This window comes from Natronomonas gomsonensis, from assembly GCF_013391635.1.
In the GTDB taxonomy this organism is placed as follows: domain Archaea; phylum Halobacteriota; class Halobacteria; order Halobacteriales; family Haloarculaceae; genus Natronomonas; species Natronomonas gomsonensis_A.
This window is the reverse complement of record NZ_JACAWU010000001.1, coordinates 1,091,441-1,117,558: the sequence shown is the minus strand read 5'-3', so window position 1 is coordinate 1,117,558 and position 26,118 is coordinate 1,091,441. Positions and strand designations below refer to the sequence as shown.

The window sequence follows — 26,118 nt, the reverse complement described above, 5'->3', positions numbered from 1 at the left end:
AGATTTTTCCCAACACCTGACGGCGACTTCTCCGGCCCCGATGCCCGACAGCACAAGAAAAATACGACTGCGCGGTGTGCACTCGGCAATGGCCCTCTCGGATGTCCTCCTCTCCCCGCTCGGATTAGCCGCCCTCCTCGTCGCCGTCCCCATCGTCGTGTTGTACCTCATCCGCCCGGACCCCGAACGGGTGGAACTCCCCACGTTCCGGTTTCTGGTCGCCGAGGAGCGCCAGCAGGCGACCACTCCGCTGTTCGAACGGCTCTCGCGGAGCGTCCTGCTTCTGATACAGCTACTGGCGATACTGCTGTTGGCGACGGCGCTGGCGACGCCGTACGTGCCCGTCTCGGAGCGGGAAACCGTCGAGGAGACGGTGCTCGTCGTCGACACGAGCGCGAGCATGAAGACGGCCGACGGCGGGGGAACTCGCTTCGACCGCGCGGTCGCCGCCGCTCGCGAGGAGGCCACGAGCGCCACGTCGGTGGTGACGACCGAGGGCGGCGGCCGCGTCCGCATCCAGCGCGGGACGCCGAGCGACGCCCGGGGACTCCTCGCCGAGCTCTCGCCGACGGATGCCCCGGGTGACCTCCGGGGCGCCATCTCGCAGGCGTCGTCGCTGGCCGGCGAGAACGCCCGCATCGTCGTCGTGAGCGACTTCGCCGGCGACTCCTGGGGCGATGCGGTGACGACCGCCCGTGCTCGCGACATCTCCGTCGACCTCCGGCAGTTCGACCGGGGCGGCGAGGACAACGTCGGCTTCGTCAACCGCCGGTTTTCGGGCTCGGAGGTGACGCTCTCCGTCCGGAACTTCGGCGACGACAGCGTCAGCAGGACCGTGACGCTCGGAAACCGCCAGAGAGAACTCCAGCTCGACGGCGGCGACACCGAAACCGTAACCTTCCCCGTCCCGGCCGGCCGGAGTCGCGCCGAGTTGTCCCCCGGCGACGACTTCGCGGTCGACGACAGCGTCTCGCTGGCCGCCCCCGAGGACCCGACCGTCGACGTGTTGGTGTTGACCAACGACGAGAACCGGTACCTGACGACGGCGCTGTCGGTCGTCGACTCGGTGGACGTGACCGTCGAACGCCCGCCGACGACCATCGACGACGGCTACGACGTCATCGTCTACAGCAACGTCAACGGAGAGTCGCTGTTGCCGGGGAACGTCGAGAGCGGCCGGGAACTCCTCGCCGACGGCGGCGGTGTCGCAGTTCAGGCACAGCGGGAGATGCCCGAGCGGTACGGCGACCTCCAGTTGGTCGAGTCCTCGGGACTGCAGGCGGGGACGACGGTTCGGCGAACTGCCGACTCGGAGTTGACCCGCGGCATCGACTTCCAACCGCCCGACGAGTACCTCGCCGGCGAACTTCGAGAGGGCGAGTCGCTGGTCGAACTCCGCGACGGGTCGCCGCTCGTCGCCACCGCCGAGCGCGGCCCCGGGCGAGTGCTGTACTACGGCTACATCGAGGACGCCTCGAGCTTCAAGTTCAACTACCAGTACCCGGTGTTCTGGAAACGCGCCGCGTTCCACCTCGCCGGTCGGGAGCCGCTGCCGGCGCTGAACTACGCGACCGGGGAGACGGCGCGCTTCCAAGTCGACACCGTCTCGGGGCCTGACGGGCCAGTTTCGGGGCCCGCCGTCAGTCTGCAGCGTGCCGGGTTCTACGGGACGGCCGACCGGCAGGTGAGTGCGTCGCTGCTCGACGAAGCCGAATCCGATACCGCCGTCGAACCGCTCGAAGACCGCTCGGGGTCCGTCGGCGAGGTCACGCGCGAAGAGCAGCGAACCGTTCCGCGTCCGCTCACCGAGTTCGTGGCGCTGGGCGCCCTCGCCGTGCTGTTGCTCGAAATCGGCTATCTCTACCGGCGGGGTGACCTCTGATGTCGGTGTCCTACACCATCGGCGAGGAACTGACGGTCGGCTTCCAACAGCTGTGGCCGCTCGTGGCGCTACCGATAGCCGTCGCCGTGTTGGCGTATCTCGTCTTCCGTCGGTCGCCTGATTCGCGGTCGGCATCCACCCGGAGCCGAAGACTCCTCTTTGCCAGTCGCGTGCTCGTCGTCGTGTTGCTCGTCGGCGCGGCGATGGGGCCGTTCACCGTCCAGACACAGGAGACGCCCGGCGAACCGAGCGTGACGCTGTTGACCGACGAATCCGACAGCATGGCGGTGTACGGCAACGCGACCGACGACCTCGTCGCCGACATCGAAGCGGCCGGCGTCCCGGTGACGCGGGCGACGGTCGGAAGCGGGACCGACTCACGAATCGGCGACGGCATCTCGGCGAACCTCAGGGAGAACGGCACGGTGGTCGTCCTCTCGGACGGACAGGTGACGGAGGGACGGCCGCTGTCGGTCGCCGCAGAGGAGGCGCGTCGGTTGAACGCGACGGTCAACGCCGTCGAACTGCCGCCGCGTCGCACCGAGCGGGCGGTCTCGATGACCGGCCCCTCGACGACCAGCGTCGGCATCCCCGCCGAGTTCACCGCCACCGTCGACGGCGTCGGTTCCGAATCGCCCGTCGAGGTCGAGATACGAATCGACGGCGAAGTCGTCGAGACGCGGACGGTCGCCCCGGGAGAGCCGCTGTCGGTTTCGCACACCTTCGAGGAAATCGGCTCCCACCGCGTGACCGCGACCATCTCCGGCGACGACATCTACGCCGAAAACGACGTCTTCTATCGGAGCGTGCGGGTCGTCGAGAAGCCGGACGTGCTGTACGTATCCAGTGGTGGCTACCCCTTGGAGGGGTACCTGAACTCGCTGTACGACGTGACCAACGCCTCCTCCGTGCCGGACGACCTCGAGGACTACGCGGCGGTCGTCGTTCAGGACACGCCGGCGAACCGTCTCGGCAACGTCAGTTCGCTCCAGGAGTTCGTCATCAACGGTGGCGGACTCGCCGTCGTCGGCGGCGAGAACGCCTACGAGAACGGCGGCTACGACCAATCGCCAATCGCCTCGACGCTGCCCGTCCGCGTCGGGAACGCCACGGGCGGCACCGCCGACATCGTCCTGTTGGTGGACATCTCCGGCAGCGCCCGCGAGGGTCAGTCCATCCAGAAGGCGGTCGCTCTGGACGTCCTTGACCAACTCGACGACGACAACCGCGTCGGCGTCGTCGCGTTCAGCCACGTCGTCTACCGCATCGCAGACCTCCAACCGTTGAGTACCTCTCGCGAGCGAACCGCCGACCGCATCCGTCGACTGCAGAGCGTCGGCGGAACGGACATCGCGAACGGGCTTCGGGGGGCAGACGAACTGCTCGGCAATCGCGAGGGGACCATCATCCTACTGAGCGACGGCCAGACGGAGTTCGGCCCCCCGACGGCGGTCGCAACCCAACTCGGCCGGGAGGGGACGCGCGTCATCTCCGTCGGGGCGGGCGAACGGGTCAACGAGCAGACGATGCGCCGCATCGCCGAGGCTTCCGGGGGGTCGTACTTCGCGGCCGACGAGACGAACCGCCTGCGACTGCTGTTCGGCGGCACCTCCCGACGGTTCGAGGGCGAGAACCTCACCATCGTCACCCAGAACACCTTCATCACCTCGGGCGTGGAGTTGACGGCGAATCCCGAACGGGCGAACGCGGTCGCGGTCAAGCCCGGCGCCGATTACCAGGTCGCGACCGCCGACGGAACGCCCGCAATCGCCTCTTGGCGGTTCGGACTCGGCCGCGTCGTCTCGCTCACTGCCTACGAGGAGGACGGCACCCTCGGCGGCTTACTGGAACCGCCCGACTCGCTCGTCGTGACGAAGTCGGTCAACTACGCCATCGGCGACCCGGCGCGGACACGGACCGGCGTCACGTCGGTCGGCGACGCCCGGGTCGGTCGCCCGACCGAATTCACCTACCGCGGAAGCTCTCGACCCGACGCCGAGGGCGTCACCTTCCGGCAGGTGAGCGAGGAGCAGTATCGGGGCGAGTTCACGCCCCAAGAGCAGGGCTTCGGCGAACTGCTCGACACCGAATACGCCGCCAACTACCCCGTCGAGTACGGCAGTTTCGGTCGGAGTCCCGAACTCCCTGCCGCAGTCGAAACGACGGGCGGGCGGAGCTTCGGCCTCGAAGACGGCGATCGAATCGCCGCTCAGGCCAAACAGCAGTCCACCCGGGTTCGGACCGTCGAGGAGACGTGGGACTGGCTTGCGGTGCTGGCGGCACTTCTCGTCTTCGTCACCGAGGTCGTCGCCCGACGTGTTCAAGTGTATCGCGGCCGCAGTTCACTGGAGAGTGGTCTCCCGTGAGTTCGCTGGGCCGTAGCATCAATCTCGGATTGGTCCTCCTCATCGTGTTGGCGCTGGCCGGCACCGCCGGAGCGACGGTGCTATACCAGGACGCCACCAGCGACCTGCAGGACAGAAACGAGAACCTCCAGCAGGAAAACGAGGAGCTTCGAACGGAACTGAACGAGACCGAAACCGAGTATCGACAGACGCAGGCCCGCGTCGACGAACTCGAATCGCAGCTGAACACCCGGAATCAAGACGTCGACCAGGTAGCCGACCAACTCGAAGCGACCCAACAGCAACTGAACGCGACCGAAGACGAACTCGCGACGACCAGACAGTCCCTCCGGGAATCCCAAGACCAAGTCGTAGAGTTGCGGACCGAGTTGGGCGACGTTCGAGCGGAGTTGGAAGACGTTCGGGATACCGTCGACGAACTCGAAGCCGAAAACGACGACCTCCGGGACGAAGTGGACGACCTCGAAGCGGAAGTCGACGACCTCGAAACCGAGAACAGCGACCTGCGGGACGAAAACGAGGCGCTCGAAACCGAAAACCAAGAGCTCGAATCCGACCTCCGGAGCCTCTGTAACGACTCGGAGAACGCCAACAAAACCGTCTGTGAGGATTACCAATGACGGACGACGACGCGGAGGAGCCACCCGCCAACGACGAGCGGCCCCGCGAGCGAATGGCGGCGGCACTTCGCGAGATACGCCGCGAGGGATTGAAGGCCGCGACCATCTATGCAGCCGTCGACGCGACGCTCGTCTTTCTCGCCGTGAACCTACTCGTACTCGTCGTCGACCCGGCGGGCGTTCCTGACGCTCTGGCCGTGCCGTCGTCGGCGACCGATGCCGTCGGGGACCTCGTCGGCATCTCGTTCGGGACGGTCGACGTTCCGGGGTCGGCACTCCTCGCGGCGGCCCTCGCGGTGGTCGTCTTCGGCGTCGAGTTGTGGCTTCGAAGTCGGCGGCCGCTCGTCGAGCGGTTCGAAGCCGCGAACCCCGCCGTCGCCGAGGCGCTGCGAACCGCCCGCGACACGGTCGCACGCGACGGTGACTCGCGGATGGCCACCCGGTTGTACGAGGACGTTCTCGAACGACTGCGAGACACCTCGAGCGTCGCGTTGCTCGACGTGCGGCGCATCGCCGTCACCGTCGTCGTCGTCGTGGCGTTGAGTCTCGCGACCGTCCAGTTGGCCGCCGTCGACCTCGGTGGAGGGGAAGGCGTGGGACCGGACGACGGCACCGACGCAGGCGAGGACACGCCGAACCCCTACACCGGACTGAAGGACGGCGACGCCGTCTTGGGCGACCCCGAAGACGTCGACGCAGGCGACGACGAGTTGGACGCCCAAATCGACTCCAGCGGCGGCAGCGAGGACGTAGACGACACCCAGCAGTTCCCGTCCGACAGCGTCGACCGCGGGTCGGGCGGTTCGAACAGCGCCGACGGACAACAGGCCGGCTACGCCGAGCCGGAGCAACTGGAGGACGCGGAGCTCATCCGCGAGTACAACCTCCGCATCCGCGACGAGGACAACACATGAGTACGGACCACGACATCGACCGACTACAGGAGAAGCTAGCGACCGCCCGCGAGGAAATCGGCAAGCGAATCGTCGGCCAACACGAGGTGCTCGAGGGGTTACTCGTCTGCATCCTCGCCGACGGAAACGCGCTGCTCGAATCGAACCCCGGACTCGGGAAGACGACGATGGTGCGGACCATCGCCGAGGTGACCGACCTCCAGTTCTCCCGGGTGCAGAACACCCCCGATTTGATGCCCTCCGACATCACGGGAACCGAAATCATCCGCGAGACGGAGACGGGCCGGGAGTTCGTCTTCGAGAAAGGCCCCATCTTCGCCAACGTCGTGTTGGCGGACGAAATCAACCGTGCGACGCCGAAGACCCAGGCCGCCCTGCTCGAAGCGATGCAGGAGAAACAGGTGACTGCCGCGGGCGAGACGTATCAGCTCCCACGGCCGTTTTTCGTCCTCGCGACGCAGAACCCCATCGACCAGTCGGGGACCTACCCGCTTCCGGAGGCCCAGACCGACCGCTTCATGCTGAAACTGTTGCTCGATTACCCCGAGTACGAGGAGGAGCAGGAAATCGTCGACATGTTCACCGGCGACCGCCCGCAGGTGCCGGTCGACCAGGCGCTCACGCGGGCGGAGATTCAGGAGATTCAGCAACTCGTCAGGGAGGTGCCCATCGCCGACGACCTCCGCGACCGGGCGATACAGTTGGTCCGTCGGACCCGCGAGACCGACGAGATAGAGTTCGGCGCCAGCCCACGGGCGAGCATGGCGCTCGTGTTGACCGCGAAGGCGCGGGCGTTCCTCCAGGGCCGGACACACGTCGCGAGCGAGGACATCGAGGCGCTGGCGCCGGCCGTCCTCCGGCACCGAATCATCCTCGATTTCCGCGCCGAACGCGAGGGACGGACGGCCGACGACATCATCGAGTCGCTGTTGGAGTGACGATGTCCGAGAACACGTCCGCGAGTGGAGGCCGGCCGTGAGTATCGACCCGTCGTTTCTAGACGGCCTCGGCCGGTTCCGCGCGGCGCTGAACCGCCAGACGACCGAACTCCGCCAGGGCGACCAGCAGTCCCCGCGGGTCGGAGAAGGGTTGACGTTCAGCGACTACCGCCGCTACTCGCCGGGCGACGACACGCGACTCATCGACTGGAAACTGTTCGCCAGAACTGACGAGTACTTCATCAAGCAGTTCGAGGAAGAACGCAGTCTCACGGTCCACCTGCTGGTCGACACGAGTGGGTCGATGGACTACGGGGACGGCGACGCCCACAAGTTCGAGTACGCCGCCAAACTCGGATTGGGCTTCGCGTACCTCACCGCCGAGGAGAACAACGAGTTCCAGTTCTCGACGTTCCGGGAGTCGGTCGACCGACTCGACACCGGCCGGTCGAACCGAGGGGAGGTGCTCGCGCTCATCGAGCAGTTGAACGGTGTCGAACCGTCAGGAGAGGTGGATTTCGAGGCCGCCCTCCTCGAGTACGCCGAGCGAATCCGGTCGCGGTCGCTCGTCGTCGTCCTCAGCGACTGCCTCGCCGACCCCGAACCCATCGAATCCGGCGTCGCCTCGCTCGTCCGCAACGACATCGACGTGTTGCTTGTTCGCGTCGTCGCCCCCGAAGAGCGCGACCCCGGCGTCGTCGGGGATGCGCTGTTCGCCGACCCGGAGGGCGAGGAGACCCGGCGGTCGTACTTCAGCGGCTCGCTCGCCGACGCCTACCGGAGCCGACTCGACGCACACGTCGACAGCGTCTCGAACCGGGTGACCGCACTCGGCGCCGATCACGTCCTCGTCGATACCGGTGCCGACTACTTCGATTCCTTCGGGAGCGTCTGGCTCGGCTGACACACCGACCCACCCGTGGCAAATATCGCCACGTTCATGCTCGGTTCACACGGCCTTCCGATATGGAAATCGTCGAGAACAGCCTCGGTGTCGACATCGGGGCCTTCCTCGCGCGACCGCTGTTCGGCCACCTCGCGACGCAAGCCCCCGAAGGCCCCCGCGAATCGCCCGTCTGGTACCTCTGGGAGGACGAGGCGGCGTGGATTCTCGGCGACGCCGCGACAGACACCTTCCCTGCCCGCATCGAGGAGACGCCCGCCTGTTCGCTCGGCGTCGTCGATTTCGACGCCGAACGCGGCCTCGTCCAGCACGTCGGGTTGCGGGGGCGAGGAACCGTCGAACCGTTCGACCGGGAGTTGGCCGAGCGACTGCTCGCGCGGTACCTCGGGCCGGATTCGACGGATTGGGACCCTCGGTTTTCGGGGTACGTCGCCGACCCGACGGAGACTGCGCTGTTGGTGCGCATCGAACCGAAGACCGTCGTCGCCCGGGACCAGTCGTACGCGCCGGCTCCGGTCCGTTAGACGCCGCCGCCGTAGTCACTCTCGCCGGTGCGGTCCTCGGCGAACCCGCCGCGGATGGCTATCCAGCCGATGACACAGATGAACAGGATCGGCGGCATGAGCAGAAAGCCCCACAGTGGGTCCAGCCCCCACTGGAGGATGAGAATCAGGTTCCCGACGCCCAACACGACGAACGGCAGGATGATGAGAGCGGCGGCCTTCCGACCCTTCTCGAACCCCTTACCGTCGGTCCGCTCGTCGTCCATACCCGACGTTGGGACTCCGCCGAGAAAAGCGCCTCGTTCTGCCGACAAACCAGATATTATCTCTTTTAGGGAAAGTGTAATTAATGTGCAGAACCAATGAATGAACGGTGCCGGGCACCGTCGACTCCCCCACCCACCCCACCGGCACCGCCCTGCCGCCGTATCCCTTTACAGTAGACCGAGCGCCGACCCGACCTCGTAGCCGAGTTTCGCCGTCTCGACGGTGACGGTGTTCGTGATGCCAACGCCCTCGACAGTCACGTCGTCGGACTCGTAGGCGTCGACGGCGGCCGTACCCGTATCCTCGGATTCGGCGATCTCACGGATAGTCGCCTCGTCGGTCGTTACCCGAACCGTCGGGTCGTTTTCGCCTTCCTCGAACTCGACGATTTCGGCGTTCTCGTTGGTGACTGCGGTGTAGGTCACCGTGCCGTTGTCCCCTTCGACGGTCATCGCGACCCGCTCGTCGGCGAAGCGATTCGCGATGACATCGGGTGCATCGCCGATGTTGTCGTTGTACGCCTGCGCGACCGACTGGGCGTCACTCTCGGCGGATTGGGCGGCGACCGCCGCGGGTGCCGCGACCAATCCGAAAAGCAGGACGACCGCGAGTACGACCGCTTTCGGTGCGATTCGCATACCTGCTAGAAACGGTGTCCGATGTAAGTGTTTTCTGGCCGTTATGTTGCTCGAATTGGGCGATTCTACCGCTCACTCGCCGCGGAACTCCGGTTCCCGTTCCTCGATTCGGGCTTCGAACCCCTCGCGGTAGTCGCGGGTGTCGTCGAGTTCACGGCCGAGCGCGCGCTCCAGTTCCAGCCCCTGCTTCAACGGGGTTTCGAGAGCCGCGTTGAGCGCTTCCTTGGCGTTCCGGAGCCCCAGCGGCGCGTTCTCACAGAGGTCGTCCGCGAACGCCTTCGCGCGTTCGTCGACGGACTCGTCGTCACACACCTCGTGGACCAGTCCACAGTCCAGCGCCTCCTCGGGGTCGATGAACTCACCGGTGAGGACGAGTTCCTTCGCCTTCGAGAGTCCGACGAGGCGAGGGAGGCGCTGGGTCGCACCGCCGTGGGGGAACGTCCCCAGTTTCACCTCGATGACGCCGTAGGTGGCATCAGAGCCGAGGATTCGGAAATCACAGGGAAGCGTCAACTCGAAGGCCCCGGCGGGCGCGGCGCGTTTGATGCCCGCGACGACCGGTTGTCGCGCCGTCTCGATGGCGTCGAGCAGTTCGGGAAACACCTCGCGGTCGATGTTCGAGTCCTCCTCGACGCGATCCCGCATCATGTGGAGGTCCATCCCCGCACAGAACACCGGCCCCTCGCCGAGCAGCGTGATGGCACGTACGCCCTCGTGAGCGCTGGCCTGCTCGAAGGCGCTCGTCAAATCGCCCATCAGGGCCTCGTTCATCGCGTTTCGCTTCTCGGGGCGGGCCAGTCGGATATCCGCGCGGTGGCCCTCTACGTCGAGCGTCGCCAGTCCGGTACCGATGGATTCCATACCCGCGACAGCGCCGGAACGGGGTTAAAACTGAGGGGGAACACTAAACGAGTGCGTCACTCGCCCGATGCGATACCCGACACCGCCTCACCGAGGTCCGAGATGCCGCCGCTCAGGAAGTCGTTCACCGACCCGAGGATGTCACCGACGAAGTCCGGGACCGGTTCGGGGAGGTCGCTCGGCGGGCCACGCTCGCCCGCGTCACTGTCGCTGGCGTTGTCGTCGGGCTGTGCCGCCGCAGCACCCACGGCGCCGACGAGTAGCGCACTCGTCGCGAGCACCGCGAGCAGTATCGATTTGGCTCTCATTGCATGCGTCCCTACCTGCTGTCGGTACTTGTACCGTCACCACCGTTTCGAGCCGTTCAGTCCGTTCAGGCCCCAGACAGTCGATTTTTGGCAGAATAAACGGTCTGAACGGTTGGCGCTATTTCACAACTCCGAGAGCGCCCGCTGTTCGCCCGGCAGTTCCGTCTCGTTGCCCCGCAGGTGACTGGCGCGGGCCAGCAGGTAGCCATCCGCGGGGCCCAAATCCCGAGGGTGGGCGTCCTGCACCCACAGCGTCCGCCCTTGGGGGCTCACCTCGCGGGCCCACTCGCGAGCCAGCGCCTTCGAGTCGAAGGCGCGAAAACGGCCCTCCTCGGCGACCCACTTGCCCACCGCCGAACTCACCCGGCGTGCGGAGGGCTTCAGCGCGACGACGTAGGGGTCGCTCATACCACCCCTCCACGTTGGGACGCGAAAAGTTTTGGTCCTGCTTACGAGACTGTTATACGATGACACACGAGGCGACCGTCGACGGCCTCGGCATCAGCGTCGACGACGGCGGCGAGGAGGGTGCACCGGTGGTTCTCCTGCGCGCTCGCGGGGAGACGCTCCCCATCTTCATCAGTGCCGACCAGGCCAAATCCATCTCTCACGCCCTCGAAGGCCGGCCGTTCGAGCGACCGCTCACCCACGATCTCTTCGTCGAGATGCTCACGGAGTTCGGCGGCGCCATCGACCGCGTCCGCATCGATGGCCTCGCCGAACACACCTTCCTCGCGAAAATCGACGCCGAACGCTACGTCAACGGGGAACGAACCGACGTGTCATTCGACGCCCGCCCGAGCGACGCCATCGCCATCGCGCTACGCGTCGACTGTCCTGTGTTCGTCTCCGAGGACGTCCTCGACCAGGCGGGGCGGCCGCCCGAGGAGTTCGAAGTCGAATGAGTTAGTGAGCGGAGATGCCGGAGAGGCCGTTGAGACAGCGGACGTCATCGAGATTCACCGGTTGATGGCGTTCTCGATGATGAGTGCACCAACGACGTATATCGGGAGAAGAAAAAGAATCATGAGAACAGGAATTACGACGAACTCGGGTGTGTTTCCGTCACCGGTCTCGTAAACGAGCGCCGCCAGAAGGAACACGACCAAAGCGAGGAACAGTTCCGTCCGATTCATACGGAAAGAACGTATCTGGTCGTGTTACGGTTTTTGATTGACTGAGCGTTCGTGGCGAAATACGGCACTACAGGGCAGCCGGGTCGAAGCGCTCGTTGACTCCATCCCACTCGCCCTCGTGGTCAGCGCGCGTGTCGATGTAGGCCTCGACGCCGTTTCCGGAGGGGTCCTCGAAGTACAGCGCCTTGGATATGCCGTGGTCGACCGGCGACACCGCGACGCCGCGCTCTTGGAGGGAGTCGTAGAGTGCCCGCAGCGCCGCCTCGTCGTCAAGTTCGAAGGCGGCGTGATACAGTCCAACGCCCGAGGACGGGCCCGGGGCGTCCTCGCCGACGCCCTGCAGCGCGAGGTCGTGGTGGTGGTCGCCGAAGGTGAGAAAGGCGTACCGCCCGACGCGTTCCTCGACAGCGAGGTCGAAACAGTCGACATAGAAGTCGACCGCGCGCTCGACGTCGCGGACCTTCAGGTGGACGTGGCCGAGGTGGGTCATACCGTACGTTCGGGACGGCCGGAATTGACATCCTCCTCCGCCTGAAGGCGGAGGAATCCCGACCGCGTTTGGGATATTAGGGTTTGCAGTCCACCACCTCTCGTCGAGGTTGGAATCCTCGGGAGAGGTCATACAGGTAGACTCCGGGCTGTGCCAACCAGCCGGTACTCCTATCCTCACCCAAACCGGGTGCAGACTCGGAGTTACTTTCGTCGTTGATGTCGAGACGGATGTTCTCCGCACCGTTCACGTCAGCGTTGAACGCCGCATCACACGTCTCACAAACGTAGAGGCCACGTTCGACACGCTGACTATCGTCTTCTCTACCGCACACACAACACGTCTTGCTCGTGTCTCGCTCATCCACTTCTACGACTTCGATACCCTCGACTTTCGCCTTGTATTCGAGGATGTTCGAGAACCTGTCGAACGCCCACCCATGCAGGTCGAGGTTTCCGTGCTTGCCCCAGTTCTTCGACTCGCCGTTGTCGTCTTCGCGGACACCAGCGAGTTTCCCGACGTTGATGCGACCAACGTCGTTCTTGATACATCGTTCAACGATGTGTTTCGCTAAGGAGTGGAAGAAGTGGGTGCGGCGCTCCGACCACTTGTGGTGCAGTCGCGTGGCCCTGTCGCCACCAGAGTCGTCGCATTTGGCGATTTCTTTCGGGAAGTAGTACCCGTCTTGCTTCAGGCGGTTGCCGGGGTACAGGTCGGCTTCCTCGGTGCTGTACGCGACGGCGGCGAAGTTGCAGATGCCGAGGTCAACACCCGCCGTCTCGTTGCCGGGAGCGGTGGGCGTCTCGATCTCGTCTTTACAGACGAGGTGGAGTTCCCATCGTCCCTTTGCCTTGTCGTAGACAGCTCTGGCCTGTTGCAGGTTCTCGACTGTGACGCCGGGTCGAGTTTCGTATTCGACGAGGATGTATTCCCACGCTTTCGGGTGTTCCTTGTGGTTCGCCCCTTTCGAGAGGCGCACTCGCCCGTTGTTGGTGTCGTGTTTGATGCCGTTTTGCTTCCACGTCACAGTGCTGCGCGGGTGTTCTTCGTGGACGCGATGGCCTTCTGAGTCGTAGTAGTTTTTCTTGCGGTAGCCGGGCGGATTCGCTCGATTGTCAGACTTCCTCTTGCCGTACCACGAGTTGAAGGCTTCAGCGAGTTCCTCCAGAACGCGCTGACTGGACTGCGAGTGCAGTCCCTTGTACTTGTTGTGGGTCTTCAACTCGTCTTTGAGGTCGCCGTGATCGGGAATCTCTCCGGTTTCCTCCCAGACTTCTCGGGAGTGATAGTTGGCGACGTTCCAGAGTTTGCTGGCCGACCACCCGTGCTGGTTGAGCATCTCAGCCACTTGACTGTGGTTGAGGATTTTCGCTCGGTGAGTGCGGTGGACTTCCAGCATCCTGAACGCCTGTATAATCACTTATACTCGCTTTTCTTGTAAAGGTGTGGCTGAGAGCGTGGAATATCCGGCCCTGCCATCGGCGGTGGATTGTGGAGGGGGTGTCGGATTCATCCCGCGCCTGAAGGCGCGGGTATTCTCCTTGCGTTTTATAAGCCCGACGCGCTACTCTCCGTCCCGCTTCTCGCCGTAGCGTTCGGCGGCGGATTCGAAGCCGAACTCCGCCTGCTCCTTCGAGCGTCGACCTTCCGCTTCCGCGATTGCCTCGGGGTCCGGCGAGGCGTCGTCGTCGATGCGCGCCCACGAGTCGTGAATCTTGGCGTGACACCACCGACAGAGATACACCGTGATTTCGTGTGCAGCGTCCTTCCGGCCGTCCTCGCGATATTCGAGGTGGTGTTCCTCCAGTAACGGCCGCTCGTCGTCGTGGGCGAGGCGGCGCTCCTCGAGGCCACACCGGAGACACTCCCGCGAGCGCTGTCGGGCCCGGAAATGTGGACAGTCGGCCCACTCCCAGTCGCCGCCGGGGTCGGCGGCGGGACACCGCAAATCGTCTTTGTGGCGCTTGCGGGCGAACTCGGGGTCGTTGTGGCCGTGTTCGGCGGCGTACCGACAGCGGCCGTCGTCGGTGAGGAAGTCACAGCGCTCGACGACGGCGTAGGGGTCGTCGACGCCGACCGAGGTGCCCTTCGGCGTCTTCTCCATGACCGGAGTGAGGCGTCGTCGGAGTTCAACCTTGGGTCGGCAAAGGCCTAACACGATTGCCGCCGAACCCAGCAGGCATGAAACAGTCCTCCTTCCGCTATCTCGGGGCCTTCGACCTCGTGATAGTGGCCGCCTTCCTCGCGGCCTTCGGCGTCGGCGCCCTCGTGTCGACGCCAATCGCCCTGATGGTGCTCGCGGGCGTCGCCGCCCTGCTCGCGGGAAGCCTCGCGGAACTGTCCGTCGGTCCCCTCACGGTCCCGTGGCGAGGGTTTGCGGCCGCGACCTACCTGCTGTTCGCGGCGCTGTTGCCGGCTACCTACCTTCCCCACGTCCTCGCCGGCACCGCGACGACGAGCGAAACCGCGCTGTTCGCCGTCTCCTGTGTCAGCGCTCTGCTGTTCGTCTTCATGGGCTTCGACATCGCCCGCGGCGGGAAGCACTTCCGAATCGAACCGAACGTCGAACGCGTCGTCGGTCGCTGACCCGGCGTCGAATCGCGAAACCGGGCGTGACTTTTTATCGGGTGCCGACGCAGCCGACGGCGTGCGCGTCGTCCACGAAACCGACGGAACCGAACGGGTCCTCGCGAGCGAGGTCGACGTAGCCGACGGCCTCCTCTCGCAGGGACTCGGCCTGATGTTCAGGCGGTCGATACCGGACGACTACGCGCTCGTGTTTCCGTTCGGTCGAGCGACGAAACGCGGCCTGCACATGCTGTGTGTCCCCTTCGACATCGATGCCGTCTGGGTCGTCGACGACGAGGTACAGGCGGTAAAGCGCCTCTCGGCGTGGACTGGCCGCGGTCGGGCGAGGGCGGACACGGTCGTCGAGTTGCCGGCCGGTGCGGCCGACGGCGTCGAATCGGGCGACGCCGTCCGAATCGAGGGGCTGTAGCCGGATTTCGGCGGTCGCCCGAAATCGTGCGCGAACCCGCAACTTAATCAACCCCGACGCCAATGTGTCTCTTGTACCCATGCCGAACACCAATACGGCAGAGGATAGAGTAAGTCGCCACGCGGCGGCTGGTCGAGAAATTCGACCGCTTATCTAACACAGAGGATTCTACCGTGACAACGCTATTCGGGGACCACCCAGCGACTGCTCCCCTCGAAGACTGCGAGGTACAGTTCCTAGACACCACGCTACGCGACGGCGAACAGGCACCGGGCATCTCGCTGTCGCCCGACGAGAAGGCAGACATCGCACTGGCACTCGACGACGCCAACGTGGCCGTCATCGAGGCCGGCAGCGCCTGCACCGGTGCGGGCGAACGCGAAACCATCTCGCGGGTCACCGACCTCGGACTCGACGCCCGCGTGACGAGTTTCGCCCGCGGCGTCAAAAACGACATCGACCTCGCGCTCGACTGCGATGTCGACGGCGTCAACCTCGTCGTGCCCGCCAGCGACCGCCACGTCGAGGAGAAACTCGACACCACCCACGAGAACGTCGTCGAAAAGACCGTCGAACTCGTGGAGTACGCCAAGGACCACGGGCTGTGGGTCGAGGTCCTCGGCGAGGACGGCTCTCGCGCCGATATCGAGTTCCTCGAGGAGTTGATGGGCGCGTCGATGGACGCCGGCGCCGACCGCATCTGTGCGCCCGACACCGTCGGCCACGCTACGCCCGACCGGATGTTGGATATTTATAGCCGGCTCTCCGAACTCGGCCCAACGTCGACACACACCCACGACGACCTCGGGTTGGCGGTGACGAACACCCTCGTCGCCGTCGCCGCGGGCGCCGACCTCGTCCACGGCACCATCAACGGCATCGGCGAGCGCGCCGGTAACGTCGCCATCGAGGAGGTCGCCATCGCCTTGGACCACGGCTACGGCGTCGAGACGCTTGACACCGAGAAACTGTACGACCTCGGGCAACTCGTCTCCTCGTCGACCGGCGTGCCGCTGGCGCCGAACAAGGCCGTCGTCGGTGAGAACGCCTTCACCCACGAATCCGGCATCCACACCGACGGCACGCTGAAAGACGACGCGATGTACGAGCCATACCCACCCGAAAAGGTGGGCCGTGAGCGTCGTCTCGTCCTCGGGAAACACGCCGGTCGCGCCGGCGTCGAGGCCGCTCTCTCCGAACACGACATCGAGGTCACCGACGACGAACTCGCGGAGGTCGTCTCCCGCGTGAAGGCGCTCGGCGACCGCGGCAAGCGCATCACCGACGCCGACCTCCTGACCATCGCCGAGGAGGTCCAGGGCCGAGAGTACGACCGCCGCGTCGAGTTGGTCGACCTCACCGCCGCCTCCGGCAGCGGGACACCGACCGCTTCGGTTCGACTGACCGTCGACGGTGAGGAACGGGTCGCCTCGGGGACCGGTTCCGGGCCCGTCGATGCGGCCATTGCCGCCGTCCGCTCGGCGCTGGGTGCGGCCGCAAACGCCCAACTGGAATCATACCACGTCGACGCCATCACCGGCGGCACCGACGCCGTCGTCACCGTCGAGGTGGAAATGTCCCGCGGCGACCGGACGGTCACCGTCGCCGCTTCGGATTCCGACATCACGACGGCCTCCGTGCGAGCGATGGTCGACGCCCTCGACCGCCTGCTCGCCGACGAGGAGACGCCCGTTCTGGCCGACGACTGACGGCCACCGGGTCGACCGCTACCGCCCCGAAGCCGGGGTCTCGACACCGACATGATGGTTTCCGAACCAAACGCCTTTCTTCGGTCTCTTCGTGTGATGTGTCATGACGTGGGAAGCCGTACGACTCGAGTGGGACGGCGACGTGGCGACGCTGACTGTCGACCGACCAGACGCGCTCAACGCGTTGAACGTCGAGACGCTGGAAGCGATGAACGAGGCGTTGGCGGCTGCGGCCAACGACGGCGCCCGCGCACTCGTGTTGACCGGGGCCGGGGAGTCGTTCATCGCGGGCGCCGACATCAAGTACATGCAGTCGCTGTCCCCCGAGGAGGGACAGGAGTGGGGCGAACTCGGCCACAGCGTCGCCGACGCCCTCGAGGCGTTTCCGGCACCGACCGTCGCCGCGGTCAACGGCTACGCCTTCGGCGGTGGCTGTGAGATGGCGCTGGCCTGTGACCTCCGGGTCGGCGCCGAGAGCGCGCTCATCGGCAACACCGAGATCGACCTCGGTATCATCCCCGGTTGGGGGGCGACCCAGCGCCTCCCCCGACTCGTCGGCGACGAAACCGCCCGTCGGATGATCTTCCTCGGTGAACGCCTCGACGCCGAAACGGCCGAACGCGAGGGACTGTTCGGCGAGGTGGTCCCCGACGACGAACTCGACGCCCGCGTCGCGGAGTTGGCCGGCCAACTCGCGGCGAAACCCGCCTTCGCGGTTCGGGCCGCCAAACAGTCCATCAACCAACACCACGAAGGGCCGCTCGCGGCGGGGTTGGCCTACGAGAAGCGAGCCTTCGCGAGCCTCTTCGGCTCACACGATCAGCGGGAGGGGATGGCAGCGTTCATCGAGGACCGCGAGGCGGACTTCGAGTAGCCGCCGAGTCACGGAGCGCTTCGCCGGTCGAATCGGAACGATGACGGCCCGGAACGGCCGGTCGTCGTTTCAGACCCTTTTTACGCGCCGACGCGATACGCACACTCAATGACGCGAATCGTCGTGGTCGACAACCACGGGCAGTTCACCCATCTTGAACACCGCGCTCTCCGCGATTTGGGCATCGACACCGAGATAGTCGACAACGAGACGCCACCAGAGGACGTCGACGCCGACGGCATCGTCCTCTCCGGCGGCCCCTCGATGGACCGCATCGGCCACTCCGCCGACTACCTCGACGGCGACGTACCGGTTCTCGGTATCTGTCTCGGGATGCAGTTGATAGCCGACGAGTTAGGCGGCCGCGTCGAATCCGGCGACTACGGCGGCTACGCCGACGTGACCGTCGAGATCACCGACGACGACGACCCCCTCGTCGGGTCGCTGGCACCCGAAACCCGGGTGTGGGCCAGCCACGCCGACGAGGTGAAAGAAGTGCCCGAGGGGTTCGTCCGCACTGCGAAAAGCGACGTCTGCGGCGTCGAGGCGATGAGCGACACCGACCGGAACCTCTACGGCGTCCAGTGGCATCCCGAAGTCGCCCACACCGAACGCGGCGAAGAGGTGTTCGAGAACTTCATCGCGGTTTGCGAGAGCGCGTAACTCCCCTCCGAGCGTTTTAACCGCGCTGCGACCCCCTGTCGGGACAATGACACGGACGCAGGGCGATTTGGCCTCGCTGTCGCGGTTCGTCTTCCGCGCACCCGACTGGTCGGCCAGTCTCTTTCTGTCCCTGCTCGTCGCGGCCGTCGCCGGATTGGCCGCCTTCGATTCGCAGTTCGCCCTCAACGATGCCTATCAGGGGATGGTGTACATCGGCGTGCCGACGGTCGTCGCCGCCTTCACCACCCCGTGGGTCGACCGCCGACTCGGCGGGCGGTTGACCTACAACCGCTCGGCGCTGCTCGCACTCGCCTGTGAGGTGCTCGTCGTCGCCATCGTGGTCGTCGCGGCGCTCGTGGCGGTCATCGCCGGCTTCGGACAGGCGTTCATCGTCGAGGCGCTCATCATGGCGCTCGGCGTCGTCTTCGGCGTCCGGTTGTTCGTCGTCATGGCCGTCTCACGACGGTCGCTTCTCGTCGCTACCGTTCCCGCGAGCATCCAGACCCTCGTCGCCGCCGTCCTCGTGTTCGTCTACAGCGGCGCCGCACGCTATCTCGACGTTGGCGGCCCGCTCGTCGACACCTACCTCGCCCGCTCGGCGGTCGCGCCACCGGAGCTGCTCGGGGTTCGACCGGCCGACTTCGCCGTCCTCGGCGCGATTTGTGTAGTGTACGCCCTCGCAGTCCAGCTCTTCTTGATTACCATCGACCGACCGTGGCGGCGCAACCTCGGCGTGTCCGTGTTGGACTTCGTCGGCGGCTTCATCGGCCACATCGCCGAGGGCTCCCGCGAGTTAGAGGAGTTCTTCGGCCAGTTGGGCGAGGACGCCGTCGTCCCCGTCACCGTCCTCGGGGTTCGACGCGACGACGGCACCGAGAAGGCCCGGTTCGTCGTGCCGATGATACACCCGGGACCGATGGGCGAAATCGGCGGTGGCAACCTCCCCGAGCGCGTCGCTCGCTCGACCGACGGCCTCGCCTTCCCGCCGCACGCCACCGCCGGCCACGATTTCAACCTCGTCACCGAACGGGAAGTCGACACCATCCTCGAGGCCGCCGAAACGGCCCACGACCGAATCGACTACGCAAGCGAGGCGACGCGAGGCCTTCGAGAGCAGGAAGGCGAGTCGAAACTGCTCGGACAGGCAATCGGCGAGGACGCCCTCGTCGTCGGTACCCACGCCCCGGCCTTCGCCGACGATATCGACTTCTCCGTCGGCCTCTCGACGGCAGCCGAAGCACGCGTCTCCGGGATTCGAAACGTCATGCTCGTCGACGCCCACAACTGCAACGACGGCCTCGCGGGCGATGACCTCGGTCACGTAGTCCCCGGGTCGAAGCGCTCCTTCGACATGATGACAGCGGCGGGTCGCCTCGGCGAGCGTCTCTCGGATGCCGAACGCCAGCCCCTTCGAGTCGGCGTCGCGTGGGACGAAACCGACTGGGAGCCGAACGACGGCATCGGGCCCCTCGGCGTCCGCGTGGCCGTCTTCGAGGTCGGCGACGGCGAGGACCGAACCCGCACCGCCTACGTCCTCGTCGACGGCAACAACATGGAACCCGGACTCCGCGAGGAACTGCTCGCGGCGGTCGACGCCGACGCCGTCGAGGTGATGACGACGGACACACACATCGTCAACACGATGGAGGCGGACAATCAGGTCGGCGGCGCCATCGACACGGACGAGCTCGTCGCTCTCGTCGAGGACCTCGTTTCTGAGGCCGTCGCCGACTGCGAACCGGTCGAGGCGGGCATGGCCGTCGAACACGCCGAGGTGACGGTGTTCGGCAACGACCGCACCGAGACGCTCGCCTCGACGGCCAACGCGATGATACAGATGGGCGGTGCGCTGCTGCTCGTGGTGCTCGGCGGGTCGATGGCGGTGAGTCTCTTGGTGTTCCTTTTGGCCAGTTAACTCGCCTCGTCGATGAGGTCGTCGGCCGTCTCCCGAAGTTCGCCGGTCATGTGGAGCCCGTGGTCGTCGAGTCGGCGCACGAGCGCCTTCGCTTCGTCGGCGGTGAGTTCGCCCTCGGCCACGTTCCGGACGACGACACCGATTGTTCCGGTGACCGTCGCGCCCAATCCGTCCGCAACCGTCCGGACGCGCTTGTCGTCGGAAACGACCGCTACCGGCTCGTCTCGGTCGGTCTTCGCGAGGACGCCGGCGATGATTTCGGTGTCGCCGTTGGGTTCTGGTTCGTCGAGTACCGCCTTCGCACGCCCCCTCGTCGTCGCGGCTATCGCCTCGGGAGTGCTATCCCGCGTGTCTTCGAGTTCCTCGATGAACCGTCGGAGGTTCTCCGCGGCCGGTTGCGTCGTCACCTCCGTCCGAACTCGTTCGGGGATGACGAGATGGCCGTCGAAAACGCCGAGTCGGTCCAGTTCCCCGACCGTCCCGAGCGCGATGAGCGTACTCGCGTCCGCGTAGATGTGCATCTACAGGTCCCGCGCCGCGTCAGCGTCCGCTTCGAGGTCGGACGGCGTCAACTGCGACGTGAGGTTTCGCTCTCTTGCGATTTCCAGCCACTCGGCGAGGCTCACGCCAGCGATACGCGCCGCCTCGTTGACCGACACCTCACCGGACTGATACTGCTCGACCGCCACGCGAATCCGGAGTTCCGTCAATCCCTCCCGGAGCGCCTTCCGAATCGTGGTGCTTCGGTCCTCCTCCAACAACGCTGCGACCTCCTCTATCGCCTCCTTTTCGTCGTCGGGGACTCGAGCGCTTATCGAGGGCATGTATACATCGTATCACGTTGTCGTACAAAACAGTATCGCCGAGAGACAGCGGCCGCTACACACGCATCGACCGCGAAAAGCGAGGAGTTAGGCGTCCTCGAACAGTTCGTCGACGGCCGCCTCGGCGGCCTCGATGGCCTCCTGAACCACGTCCTCGGGGTCGGGTTCCTCGGGTGCGTTGAGGTACACGTCGACTTCGAGGACGCCGTCCTCGAACCGCACGGTCACGTCGAGGTCGGTCACCGCCGATTGCTTGTACCGCGAGAGGACGACCCCCTCGGCGGCGTCGGAGGCGGCTTCGACGACCTCCTCGTCGCTCGGCTCGCCGCTCGATTCGTCGGTCACGTCGTTACGCGCCGCCGGCGCCCGGGCCGCCGGGACCCATCGGGCCGCCGCCTGCGCCGCCCTGCAGCATCTGCTGGAGTTCCTCTTGGAGGGACTCGAACTGCTCTTGGACGCGGTCCTCCTGCTTCTGGAGGGTCTGGGTGCGGACTTCGAGGCTGTCGACCTTCTCCTCGAGGTTGTCGTAGGCCTCGTCGTACTCCGTCTCGACGAGCAGTTCGCCGACCTCTCGGTACATCTTCGTGTCGCCCTCGATGTCGTCGAGGGTCTCCAGCGCCGTCTTCGACTCCTGCAGTTGCGTTTCGGCCTGCTGTTTCTGCTGTGCGACCTGCTGTGCGGTCTCCTGAAGGTCTTGGAGTTCCTCGATTTTCTCCTGTGCCTCAGGCGGTAGATTACCCTGCATACACCGACCGTCGGGATGAATACTGAAAAAGCCACGCTTTCGGCTTTCGCGCGTTCAACGACCGGCCTTCATACTCCGCTCGGCGACCTCAATGAGCGTTGTCCAGGTGTTCAACCCGGCTCGCAGCGCGACGAGGTCGTCGGCGTCGATGTCGATTCGGAGTCGGCAGCCGTCTCGACTGACGGCGGCGGTCGTGCGGTCGCCCTCGATTTCGCCGATTTCCTGGCCGACGCTGTCGGCGATTAGCGCGGCCGCTTCGGGCGTGTCGTAGTCGAAAACCAGTTCCGCGTCGTGCACGGCCGCTTACTGTACGTCGACTTCTTTGATGTCGCGGCTCCGCTCCTTCAGCAGGACGCGGTGGCCGCAGTACGGACAGCGGACGCCGCCGTACTCGTCGAGTTCGACGTCGCGTTTACAGCGGGAGCACTTGTAGCTCATGAGCCTACTCCTCGTCTTCGCCGAGCGCCGCGCGGATGGAGCGGCGGACGGTCTTGCCGGCGGGGGTCTGCGGTTTGTAGGCGCCGCCAGTGAACTTCTCACCGGTCTCCTCGTTCACCCAGATGCCCGTCCCGACGCGTTTGACGTCGTCACCGTCGACCTGTGAATTCTCCATCTCGCCTTCGATGTCGGCGACGCGGCGCCGTGCGACGCGCCCGTAGCGGGCGCCGAAGCGGCCGGCGCTCCCGGTCGTACCCTTCTTGGCCATAGTATCATACGTTCCACCCAGCGAACGGATAAGTCTCACGTTTCGCGGTAGCCGGCGACAGCGGTTTTTACGTCCGTCCCCGAAATCCAGTATGGGAGAAACCGAGACGGCCGACCGACTCGTGGTGTCGTATCCGGCCGACCTCAGCGAGTGGGGCCGATTCCAGGTCGAGAAGCCGTCGTTCCGTGCGTACTTACGGAAGACCAACGATCGCATCGCAGTGGGCGACGTTCTCGAGGAGTTCGTCGGCGTCGGCTGCTGTGGCAGCAACCTCGACGTGCCGCTCCGCATCGAGGCCGTCGAGGGCGGTTCGGTGGTCGGCGAGGACACCGACATCGAATACGAAGTCAGGGAGGCCTGCGGCATCGAGGGCGGCTGGCTCGTCCAGAGCGAGGCCGGCCCGAGTTAATCCTTCAGTTCGGCTTCGACGAGGGCGTCGTTGAGGTCCGCGCGGACGTACTCGCCGGTCTCGCGTTCGCTCGCGGTCGTGACGACGCGGTTCTCCTGAACGCTGGAGCCGTCACGGATGAGCAGTCGGACGTTGCCGGTGTCGTCGGCGCGGGTCGCCTTCGCCCGGACGCCCGTTCGCGAGCCCGACCCTCCGGCGTCGATGGGGCCGGGGATGATTTTCTTGACGTGGGGGTGGCCCGCGACGGTGTCGATTACCTTCCGTCCGTCGCGGCCGCCGATGAGCGTCGAGTGGCTGCCGCCGAGTTTCTCCTCGGTGGAGGCCTCGACAACCTCGAGGGTGGGTTCGCCGCGCTTGCGCCGGACGGCCTCGATTGGATCGTCGTCGGCGACGCGATAGAAGGGATAGTGGACTTCGCTGCGAACCGCCCGGACGACTTCGCGGTCGCCGGTGGCGTACACCTCCTCGGGACGCTTGCGCCGTATCTCGTCGGCGATGCGACCCGCGTAGTTGCGGAGTTCCGTCGGCGCCCACCGCTGGTCGTTTTCGGGGCGCGTCGTGACGGTTCGCTGGGAGACGATGTCGTCGTCCAACAGCGCGGTGACGGTCGCACGCTCGCGGTCACAGTCGATGACGACGGTGTCGGCGTTCTCGCTCCGGCAAACCAGACAGTAGTCGCCGGGGCGTTCCAGCGGCGTTCCACAGCACCGACACTCCATGTGGGACGGAAGGCAACGAACGCCGATAAGCGGGGCGGTTCGGAACTCGCTCAGGCCCGCGGCAGTTCGACCGTGACGACGGTTCCGCGGGGGTCGTTGTCGGCGATGCGTACCTCGCCGCCGTAGTTCGTCACGAGCGTATGCACGAGATACAGACCGAGACCGTCGCCGGCGACGCCGGTCGCCATGTCGTCTTTCTCGGTGAAGGATTGCCGAATGTCCTCGGGGATGCCGGGGCCGTCGTCTTCGACCCGCAGGACCGTCGGGTCGCCGGTCTCGACGGTGACCCGGACCGACGGCTCACCGTCGTGGTGTTCGACGGCGTTCGCGAGGAGGTTGTCGAGCACCGACCGGAGGAAGTCGTCGGCCCGGACGGTCGCCGAGTCGGCCTCGAGTTCGAAACTCGCGTTCGGGTACGTCTCGCGGGCGTCGGCGACGGCGCGGTCGGCCACGTCTGCGATGTCGACCGGTTTCGCCTCCGGGTCCCCGGACAGCGACTGGACGAGCGTCTGGACGTTCTCGACGAGCGTGACGATGCGCTCGCTCTGGCGCTCGATGACCTCGATGTGTTCCGAGGAGACGTCCTCCTCGCGGAGTTCGTCCGTGTAGCCGTTGATGATGGTCATCCCGTTGAGAACGTGGTGACGCAACAGGTGATTGAGGAACGCCATCCCCTCCCGCTGGGCGCGCTCGCGTTCGGCGAGTTCCGCGTTCTGTTTCGCTCGCGCACGGTTGACGCCGGTGACGACGCCGAAGAGGATGCCGAGGTTCGCACCCAACAACAGCGTCCCACGGGCGGCCATAAACTCTCCAGCGATGAGGGATTCGGCGCTGGCCCACGCCGCGAGCGTTCCGAGCGCGAGAATACCGCCGAACATCCACCGAGCGACCGTCCACTCTCGGGTAGGGGACTTTCGGGCCGCATACAGCATGACGCCGACCGCCACCACCGGCAGGCCGACGTTGATGAAGAGCGTCGAGCCGGACTCGAGGACACCCCCTGGAACACCGGACGTGAAGACGTGCCACCCCCCAAAGAGCGACAGACACAGCCCGATGGCCACGACGACCCACGACCCCTCGATGTCACGTACGGGGACGTTCGGTCGGTTGATGGGCTGATTCGACATACGGTTCACATAATCCCCCTCCCACTTGACTCCCTCGCTCGGCCCAATGTTCGTTTGGGCGCCGCTAAGCGCGAATCCGCCTCTCAGGCGAGGTTCTCGGGGTCGGTCTTCAGGAACTCCCGAGCCACCGCCGTCGCATAGCTCCCCTTCGGTAGCGAGAACCGAAGCGTCAGTGGGTCGGTGTCGATGTCGAGCGTCGTCTCGACGCGAATCGCCCGCCGGGTGCCCGAGGAATCGAACTCCCCGGGCAGAGAGAAGTCCGCGGGTTCGATGCCGATGTCCTCGAAGACCGACCGGGCGATTGCCGCCGGGTCGCCGCTTCCGAACTCCGTTTCGGTGCCGAGAAGCGGCGCGGTGACGAACGCACGGCCGCGCTCGCAGTGTCGCCGCACCGTCTCGAGGCGACCCTCGTCGACGAGTTGCGTCCGTCCGGGGTCCGGCAGTCCGTCGTCGTCGGAGAAACACACCACGTCACCGGCGACGGGTCGGCCGAACGGTAGCCCGCGACGCAGGCGCTCGGAGCAGATGCGGTTGAACGCGTACGACTGGGCCGCGTTGACGAACATCCGCTGGAGGTTCGTCGGCAGGCGTTCGAGGGCCTCCCGGTAGTCGGCGGGGCCGTCGGCGCCTTCGGCCAGTCGGGCAGCGATGGCGCGTTCGAAGCGAAGCCGCCTCGGAAGTCTGTCCAGCGCCGCCTCCCAGTCGCGTGTCTCGCCGACGTACTCCCGTGCCTCCTGTGTCGATTTGGGTTCGCGGTCACCGGCCTCACAGACGTACCGGACCGCGGCGGACTCCCAGTCGCCGCGGACGATGTCGAGGCCGACGCGATGTGTGATGGGGCGTTTCGACCCGAAGCGCTGTTGGCCGAAGACGTTCGGGACGGCGACCGACTCGGCGTCGCCCTCGCCGTCGGCCGCAAAGGCTCGCAGTTCCGCGGCGATTGCCTCGGCGTTCTCCGGTCGCTCGGCGTCCCGAACGACGAGTTCGAACTCGTTGCCCACGAGGTCGCCGAACAGCACGGGCCGGCCGGCCCGCCCCAGCACCTCGATGTCGACGCCGTCGAACGTCGGCAAATCGTTCCCCTCGGGCCGTTTCACCGAAAACAGCTGTGTCGTGACCGCGTGTTTGTCCTTCGTGCCGGCCCACGACACTCGCTCTCGGCTGATTCCGAGTTCGTTCGACAGCGCCGAGGCGAAGTCGTTGGTGTCCCAGCCCCGAAGCGTCGCTCGGAAGACGAGATGCGGGTACGACCCCGTTTCGGCGTCGAGCGGGTGGACGTCCGCGCCGAAGGCCTCCCGTTCCCGAACGCGGAAGTCCTCGGGGCGGTCCCGGAGGTGGCCGCCGACGCCGTCGGCCTCGGAGACGTAGTATGCGATGCCGACGGCGGCCTCTATCGGATGGGACTCGCGCATACTCGGGCCTGCGGCCGCGTTCACAAAGCGTCGTTGTTTCCGTCGCGACCGCTACACCCGCTCGAAGAACTCAGAAACGAGTTCGCCGGTGTCGGCGACGGTGCCCGCCCACGCCTCGTCGTCCGGGGCGATGCCGACGAAGCGGCCGATGACGAAGTTACTGCGTCGGCTCCGACCAGAAGGGTTC

Annotated in this window: 34 protein-coding genes; 15 read left to right on the top strand and 19 right to left on the bottom strand. The window is 65.9% G+C overall.

Annotated features, from left to right (window positions below):
- Positions 1-88 precede the first annotated feature (88 nt).
- The 7 genes from HWX69_RS05885 (at position 89) to HWX69_RS05855 (ending at position 8,148) form a co-directional block, all read left to right on the top strand.
- Complete coding sequence (locus HWX69_RS05885; RefSeq protein WP_178916156.1) at positions 89-1,882, top strand: vWA domain-containing protein; 1,794 nt, start codon at positions 89-91, stop codon at positions 1,880-1,882.
- Entirely contained in the window at positions 1,882-4,248 is a 2,367-nt protein-coding gene (locus HWX69_RS05880; protein ID WP_178916155.1) for a VWA domain-containing protein, read from the top strand. The genes HWX69_RS05885 and HWX69_RS05880 overlap by 1 nt, the downstream gene beginning before the upstream one ends.
- Positions 4,245-4,868, top strand: a complete 624-nt coding sequence (locus HWX69_RS05875; RefSeq protein WP_178916154.1) for a chromosome partitioning protein — start codon at positions 4,245-4,247, stop codon at positions 4,866-4,868. Before HWX69_RS05880 ends, HWX69_RS05875 begins: the two co-directional genes overlap by 4 nt.
- Positions 4,865-5,782 carry a DUF7502 family protein gene (locus tag HWX69_RS05870; protein ID WP_178916153.1) on the top strand — a complete coding sequence of 306 codons (918 nt, stop codon included), beginning with the start codon at positions 4,865-4,867 and terminating at the stop codon, positions 5,780-5,782. The genes HWX69_RS05875 and HWX69_RS05870 overlap by 4 nt, the downstream gene beginning before the upstream one ends.
- Positions 5,779-6,720, top strand: coding sequence for an AAA family ATPase (locus HWX69_RS05865; RefSeq protein ID WP_178916152.1), 942 nt, complete (start codon positions 5,779-5,781; stop codon positions 6,718-6,720). The genes HWX69_RS05870 and HWX69_RS05865 overlap by 4 nt, the downstream gene beginning before the upstream one ends.
- 37 nt (positions 6,721-6,757) lie before the next feature.
- On the top strand, positions 6,758-7,624 hold the full coding sequence (locus HWX69_RS05860; protein WP_178916151.1) for a DUF58 domain-containing protein: 867 nt from the start codon (positions 6,758-6,760) through the stop codon (positions 7,622-7,624).
- 62 nt (positions 7,625-7,686) lie between these two features.
- Complete coding sequence (locus HWX69_RS05855) at positions 7,687-8,148, top strand: pyridoxamine 5'-phosphate oxidase family protein (protein ID WP_178916150.1); 462 nt, start codon at positions 7,687-7,689, stop codon at positions 8,146-8,148.
- Here the strand turns inward: HWX69_RS05855 and HWX69_RS05850 are convergent.
- From HWX69_RS05850 to HWX69_RS05830, 5 genes are all read right to left on the bottom strand, one after another.
- The gene (locus HWX69_RS05850; protein WP_178916149.1) at positions 8,145-8,393 is read right to left on the bottom strand and encodes a hypothetical protein; all 249 of its coding nucleotides are present in this window, start codon (positions 8,391-8,393) and stop codon (positions 8,145-8,147) included. The genes HWX69_RS05855 and HWX69_RS05850 overlap by 4 nt on opposite strands.
- A 168-nt stretch (positions 8,394-8,561) precedes the next feature.
- Positions 8,562-9,032, bottom strand: a complete 471-nt coding sequence (locus HWX69_RS05845) for a hypothetical protein (RefSeq protein WP_178916148.1) — start codon at positions 9,030-9,032, stop codon at positions 8,562-8,564.
- A gap of 72 nt (positions 9,033-9,104) precedes the next feature.
- Entirely contained in the window at positions 9,105-9,893 is a 789-nt protein-coding gene (locus HWX69_RS05840; protein ID WP_178916147.1) for an enoyl-CoA hydratase/isomerase family protein, read from the bottom strand.
- Between the two features lie 56 nt (positions 9,894-9,949).
- Positions 9,950-10,201, bottom strand: coding sequence for a hypothetical protein (locus tag HWX69_RS05835; protein ID WP_178916146.1), 252 nt, complete (start codon positions 10,199-10,201; stop codon positions 9,950-9,952).
- A gap of 123 nt (positions 10,202-10,324) precedes the next feature.
- A complete protein-coding gene (locus HWX69_RS05830) occupies positions 10,325-10,609 on the bottom strand; it encodes a hypothetical protein (protein WP_178916145.1) in 285 nt (94 codons plus the stop codon).
- Between the two features lie 59 nt (positions 10,610-10,668).
- Here HWX69_RS05830 and HWX69_RS05825 point away from each other — a divergent pair, with 59 nt between their 5' ends.
- Positions 10,669-11,106 carry a bifunctional nuclease family protein gene (locus HWX69_RS05825; protein ID WP_178916144.1) on the top strand — a complete coding sequence of 146 codons (438 nt, stop codon included), beginning with the start codon at positions 10,669-10,671 and terminating at the stop codon, positions 11,104-11,106.
- Positions 11,107-11,160: 54 nt separating this feature from the next.
- Here the strand turns inward: HWX69_RS05825 and HWX69_RS05820 are convergent, their stop codons facing one another.
- From HWX69_RS05820 to HWX69_RS05805, 4 genes are all read right to left on the bottom strand, one after another.
- Positions 11,161-11,337, bottom strand: coding sequence for a hypothetical protein (locus tag HWX69_RS05820; protein ID WP_178916143.1), 177 nt, complete (start codon positions 11,335-11,337; stop codon positions 11,161-11,163).
- 67 nt (positions 11,338-11,404) lie between these two features.
- A complete protein-coding gene (locus HWX69_RS05815; RefSeq protein WP_178916142.1) occupies positions 11,405-11,827 on the bottom strand; it encodes a VOC family protein in 423 nt (140 codons plus the stop codon).
- A gap of 76 nt (positions 11,828-11,903) precedes the next feature.
- Positions 11,904-13,226: an RNA-guided endonuclease InsQ/TnpB family protein gene (locus tag HWX69_RS05810; RefSeq protein WP_178916617.1), complete on the bottom strand. Its 1,323-nt coding sequence runs from the start codon at positions 13,224-13,226 to the stop codon at positions 11,904-11,906.
- Between the two features lie 165 nt (positions 13,227-13,391).
- Complete coding sequence (locus HWX69_RS05805) at positions 13,392-13,931, bottom strand: DUF7097 family protein (RefSeq protein WP_178916141.1); 540 nt, start codon at positions 13,929-13,931, stop codon at positions 13,392-13,394.
- A 77-nt stretch (positions 13,932-14,008) separates the two neighbouring features.
- Here HWX69_RS05805 and HWX69_RS05800 point away from each other — a divergent pair, with 77 nt between their 5' ends.
- The 6 genes from HWX69_RS05800 to HWX69_RS05775 all read left to right on the top strand — a co-directional run bounded on the left by HWX69_RS05800 (position 14,009) and on the right by HWX69_RS05775 (position 19,986).
- A complete protein-coding gene (locus HWX69_RS05800; protein WP_178916140.1) occupies positions 14,009-14,413 on the top strand; it encodes a hypothetical protein in 405 nt (134 codons plus the stop codon).
- Positions 14,414-14,474: 61 nt separating this feature from the next.
- Positions 14,475-14,825, top strand: a complete 351-nt coding sequence (locus HWX69_RS05795; protein WP_178916139.1) for a DUF192 domain-containing protein — start codon at positions 14,475-14,477, stop codon at positions 14,823-14,825.
- Positions 14,826-14,998: 173 nt separating this feature from the next.
- Entirely contained in the window at positions 14,999-16,534 is a 1,536-nt protein-coding gene (locus tag HWX69_RS05790; RefSeq protein WP_178916138.1) for a 2-isopropylmalate synthase, read from the top strand.
- Positions 16,535-16,637: 103 nt separating this feature from the next.
- Positions 16,638-17,408 carry an enoyl-CoA hydratase/isomerase family protein gene (locus HWX69_RS05785; RefSeq protein WP_178916137.1) on the top strand — a complete coding sequence of 257 codons (771 nt, stop codon included), beginning with the start codon at positions 16,638-16,640 and terminating at the stop codon, positions 17,406-17,408.
- A gap of 108 nt (positions 17,409-17,516) precedes the next feature.
- The gene (locus tag HWX69_RS05780) at positions 17,517-18,071 is read left to right on the top strand and encodes a GMP synthase subunit A (RefSeq protein WP_178916136.1); all 555 of its coding nucleotides are present in this window, start codon (positions 17,517-17,519) and stop codon (positions 18,069-18,071) included.
- Between the two features lie 46 nt (positions 18,072-18,117).
- The gene (locus HWX69_RS05775; protein ID WP_178916135.1) at positions 18,118-19,986 is read left to right on the top strand and encodes a DUF2070 family protein; all 1,869 of its coding nucleotides are present in this window, start codon (positions 18,118-18,120) and stop codon (positions 19,984-19,986) included.
- On the opposite strand, the gene HWX69_RS05770 is transcribed toward HWX69_RS05775, so the two are convergent.
- The 7 genes from HWX69_RS05770 to HWX69_RS05740 all read right to left on the bottom strand — a co-directional run bounded on the left by HWX69_RS05770 (position 19,983) and on the right by HWX69_RS05740 (position 22,261).
- Entirely contained in the window at positions 19,983-20,507 is a 525-nt protein-coding gene (locus HWX69_RS05770; protein ID WP_178916134.1) for a hypothetical protein, read from the bottom strand. The genes HWX69_RS05775 and HWX69_RS05770 overlap by 4 nt on opposite strands.
- Positions 20,508-20,810: a UPF0175 family protein gene (locus HWX69_RS05765; RefSeq protein WP_178916133.1), complete on the bottom strand. Its 303-nt coding sequence runs from the start codon at positions 20,808-20,810 to the stop codon at positions 20,508-20,510. It lies immediately after the preceding gene.
- 87 nt (positions 20,811-20,897) lie between these two features.
- Positions 20,898-21,155 (bottom strand): DUF3194 domain-containing protein, encoded by a 258-nt coding sequence (locus tag HWX69_RS05760; protein WP_178916132.1) that lies wholly within the window; start codon positions 21,153-21,155, stop codon positions 20,898-20,900.
- A gap of 4 nt (positions 21,156-21,159) precedes the next feature.
- Positions 21,160-21,555, bottom strand: coding sequence for a prefoldin subunit beta (locus HWX69_RS05755; protein WP_178916131.1), 396 nt, complete (start codon positions 21,553-21,555; stop codon positions 21,160-21,162).
- A 54-nt stretch (positions 21,556-21,609) separates the two neighbouring features.
- Positions 21,610-21,852, bottom strand: a complete 243-nt coding sequence (locus HWX69_RS05750; RefSeq protein WP_178916130.1) for a KEOPS complex subunit Pcc1 — start codon at positions 21,850-21,852, stop codon at positions 21,610-21,612.
- Positions 21,853-21,858: 6 nt separating this feature from the next.
- Positions 21,859-21,993 (bottom strand): DNA-directed RNA polymerase subunit P, encoded by a 135-nt coding sequence (locus tag HWX69_RS05745; protein WP_015408900.1) that lies wholly within the window; start codon positions 21,991-21,993, stop codon positions 21,859-21,861.
- A 4-nt stretch (positions 21,994-21,997) separates the two neighbouring features.
- Entirely contained in the window at positions 21,998-22,261 is a 264-nt protein-coding gene (locus HWX69_RS05740) for a 50S ribosomal protein L37ae (RefSeq protein WP_156708598.1), read from the bottom strand.
- Between the two features lie 91 nt (positions 22,262-22,352).
- Here HWX69_RS05740 and HWX69_RS05735 point away from each other — a divergent pair, with 91 nt between their 5' ends.
- Positions 22,353-22,670, top strand: a complete 318-nt coding sequence (locus tag HWX69_RS05735; RefSeq protein WP_178916129.1) for a hypothetical protein — start codon at positions 22,353-22,355, stop codon at positions 22,668-22,670.
- Here the strand turns inward: HWX69_RS05735 and HWX69_RS05730 are convergent.
- The 3 genes from HWX69_RS05730 to truD all read right to left on the bottom strand — a co-directional run bounded on the left by HWX69_RS05730 (position 22,667) and on the right by truD (position 25,931).
- Complete coding sequence (locus HWX69_RS05730) at positions 22,667-23,389, bottom strand: DUF2103 domain-containing protein (protein ID WP_178916128.1); 723 nt, start codon at positions 23,387-23,389, stop codon at positions 22,667-22,669. The genes HWX69_RS05735 and HWX69_RS05730 overlap by 4 nt on opposite strands.
- Positions 23,390-23,439: 50 nt before the next feature.
- Complete coding sequence (locus tag HWX69_RS05725) at positions 23,440-24,519, bottom strand: sensor histidine kinase (protein WP_178916127.1); 1,080 nt, start codon at positions 24,517-24,519, stop codon at positions 23,440-23,442.
- Positions 24,520-24,602: 83 nt separating this feature from the next.
- Positions 24,603-25,931, bottom strand: a complete 1,329-nt coding sequence (gene truD / locus HWX69_RS05720) for a tRNA pseudouridine(13) synthase TruD (RefSeq protein ID WP_178916126.1) — start codon at positions 25,929-25,931, stop codon at positions 24,603-24,605.
- Positions 25,932-26,118: the final 187 nt, after the last annotated feature.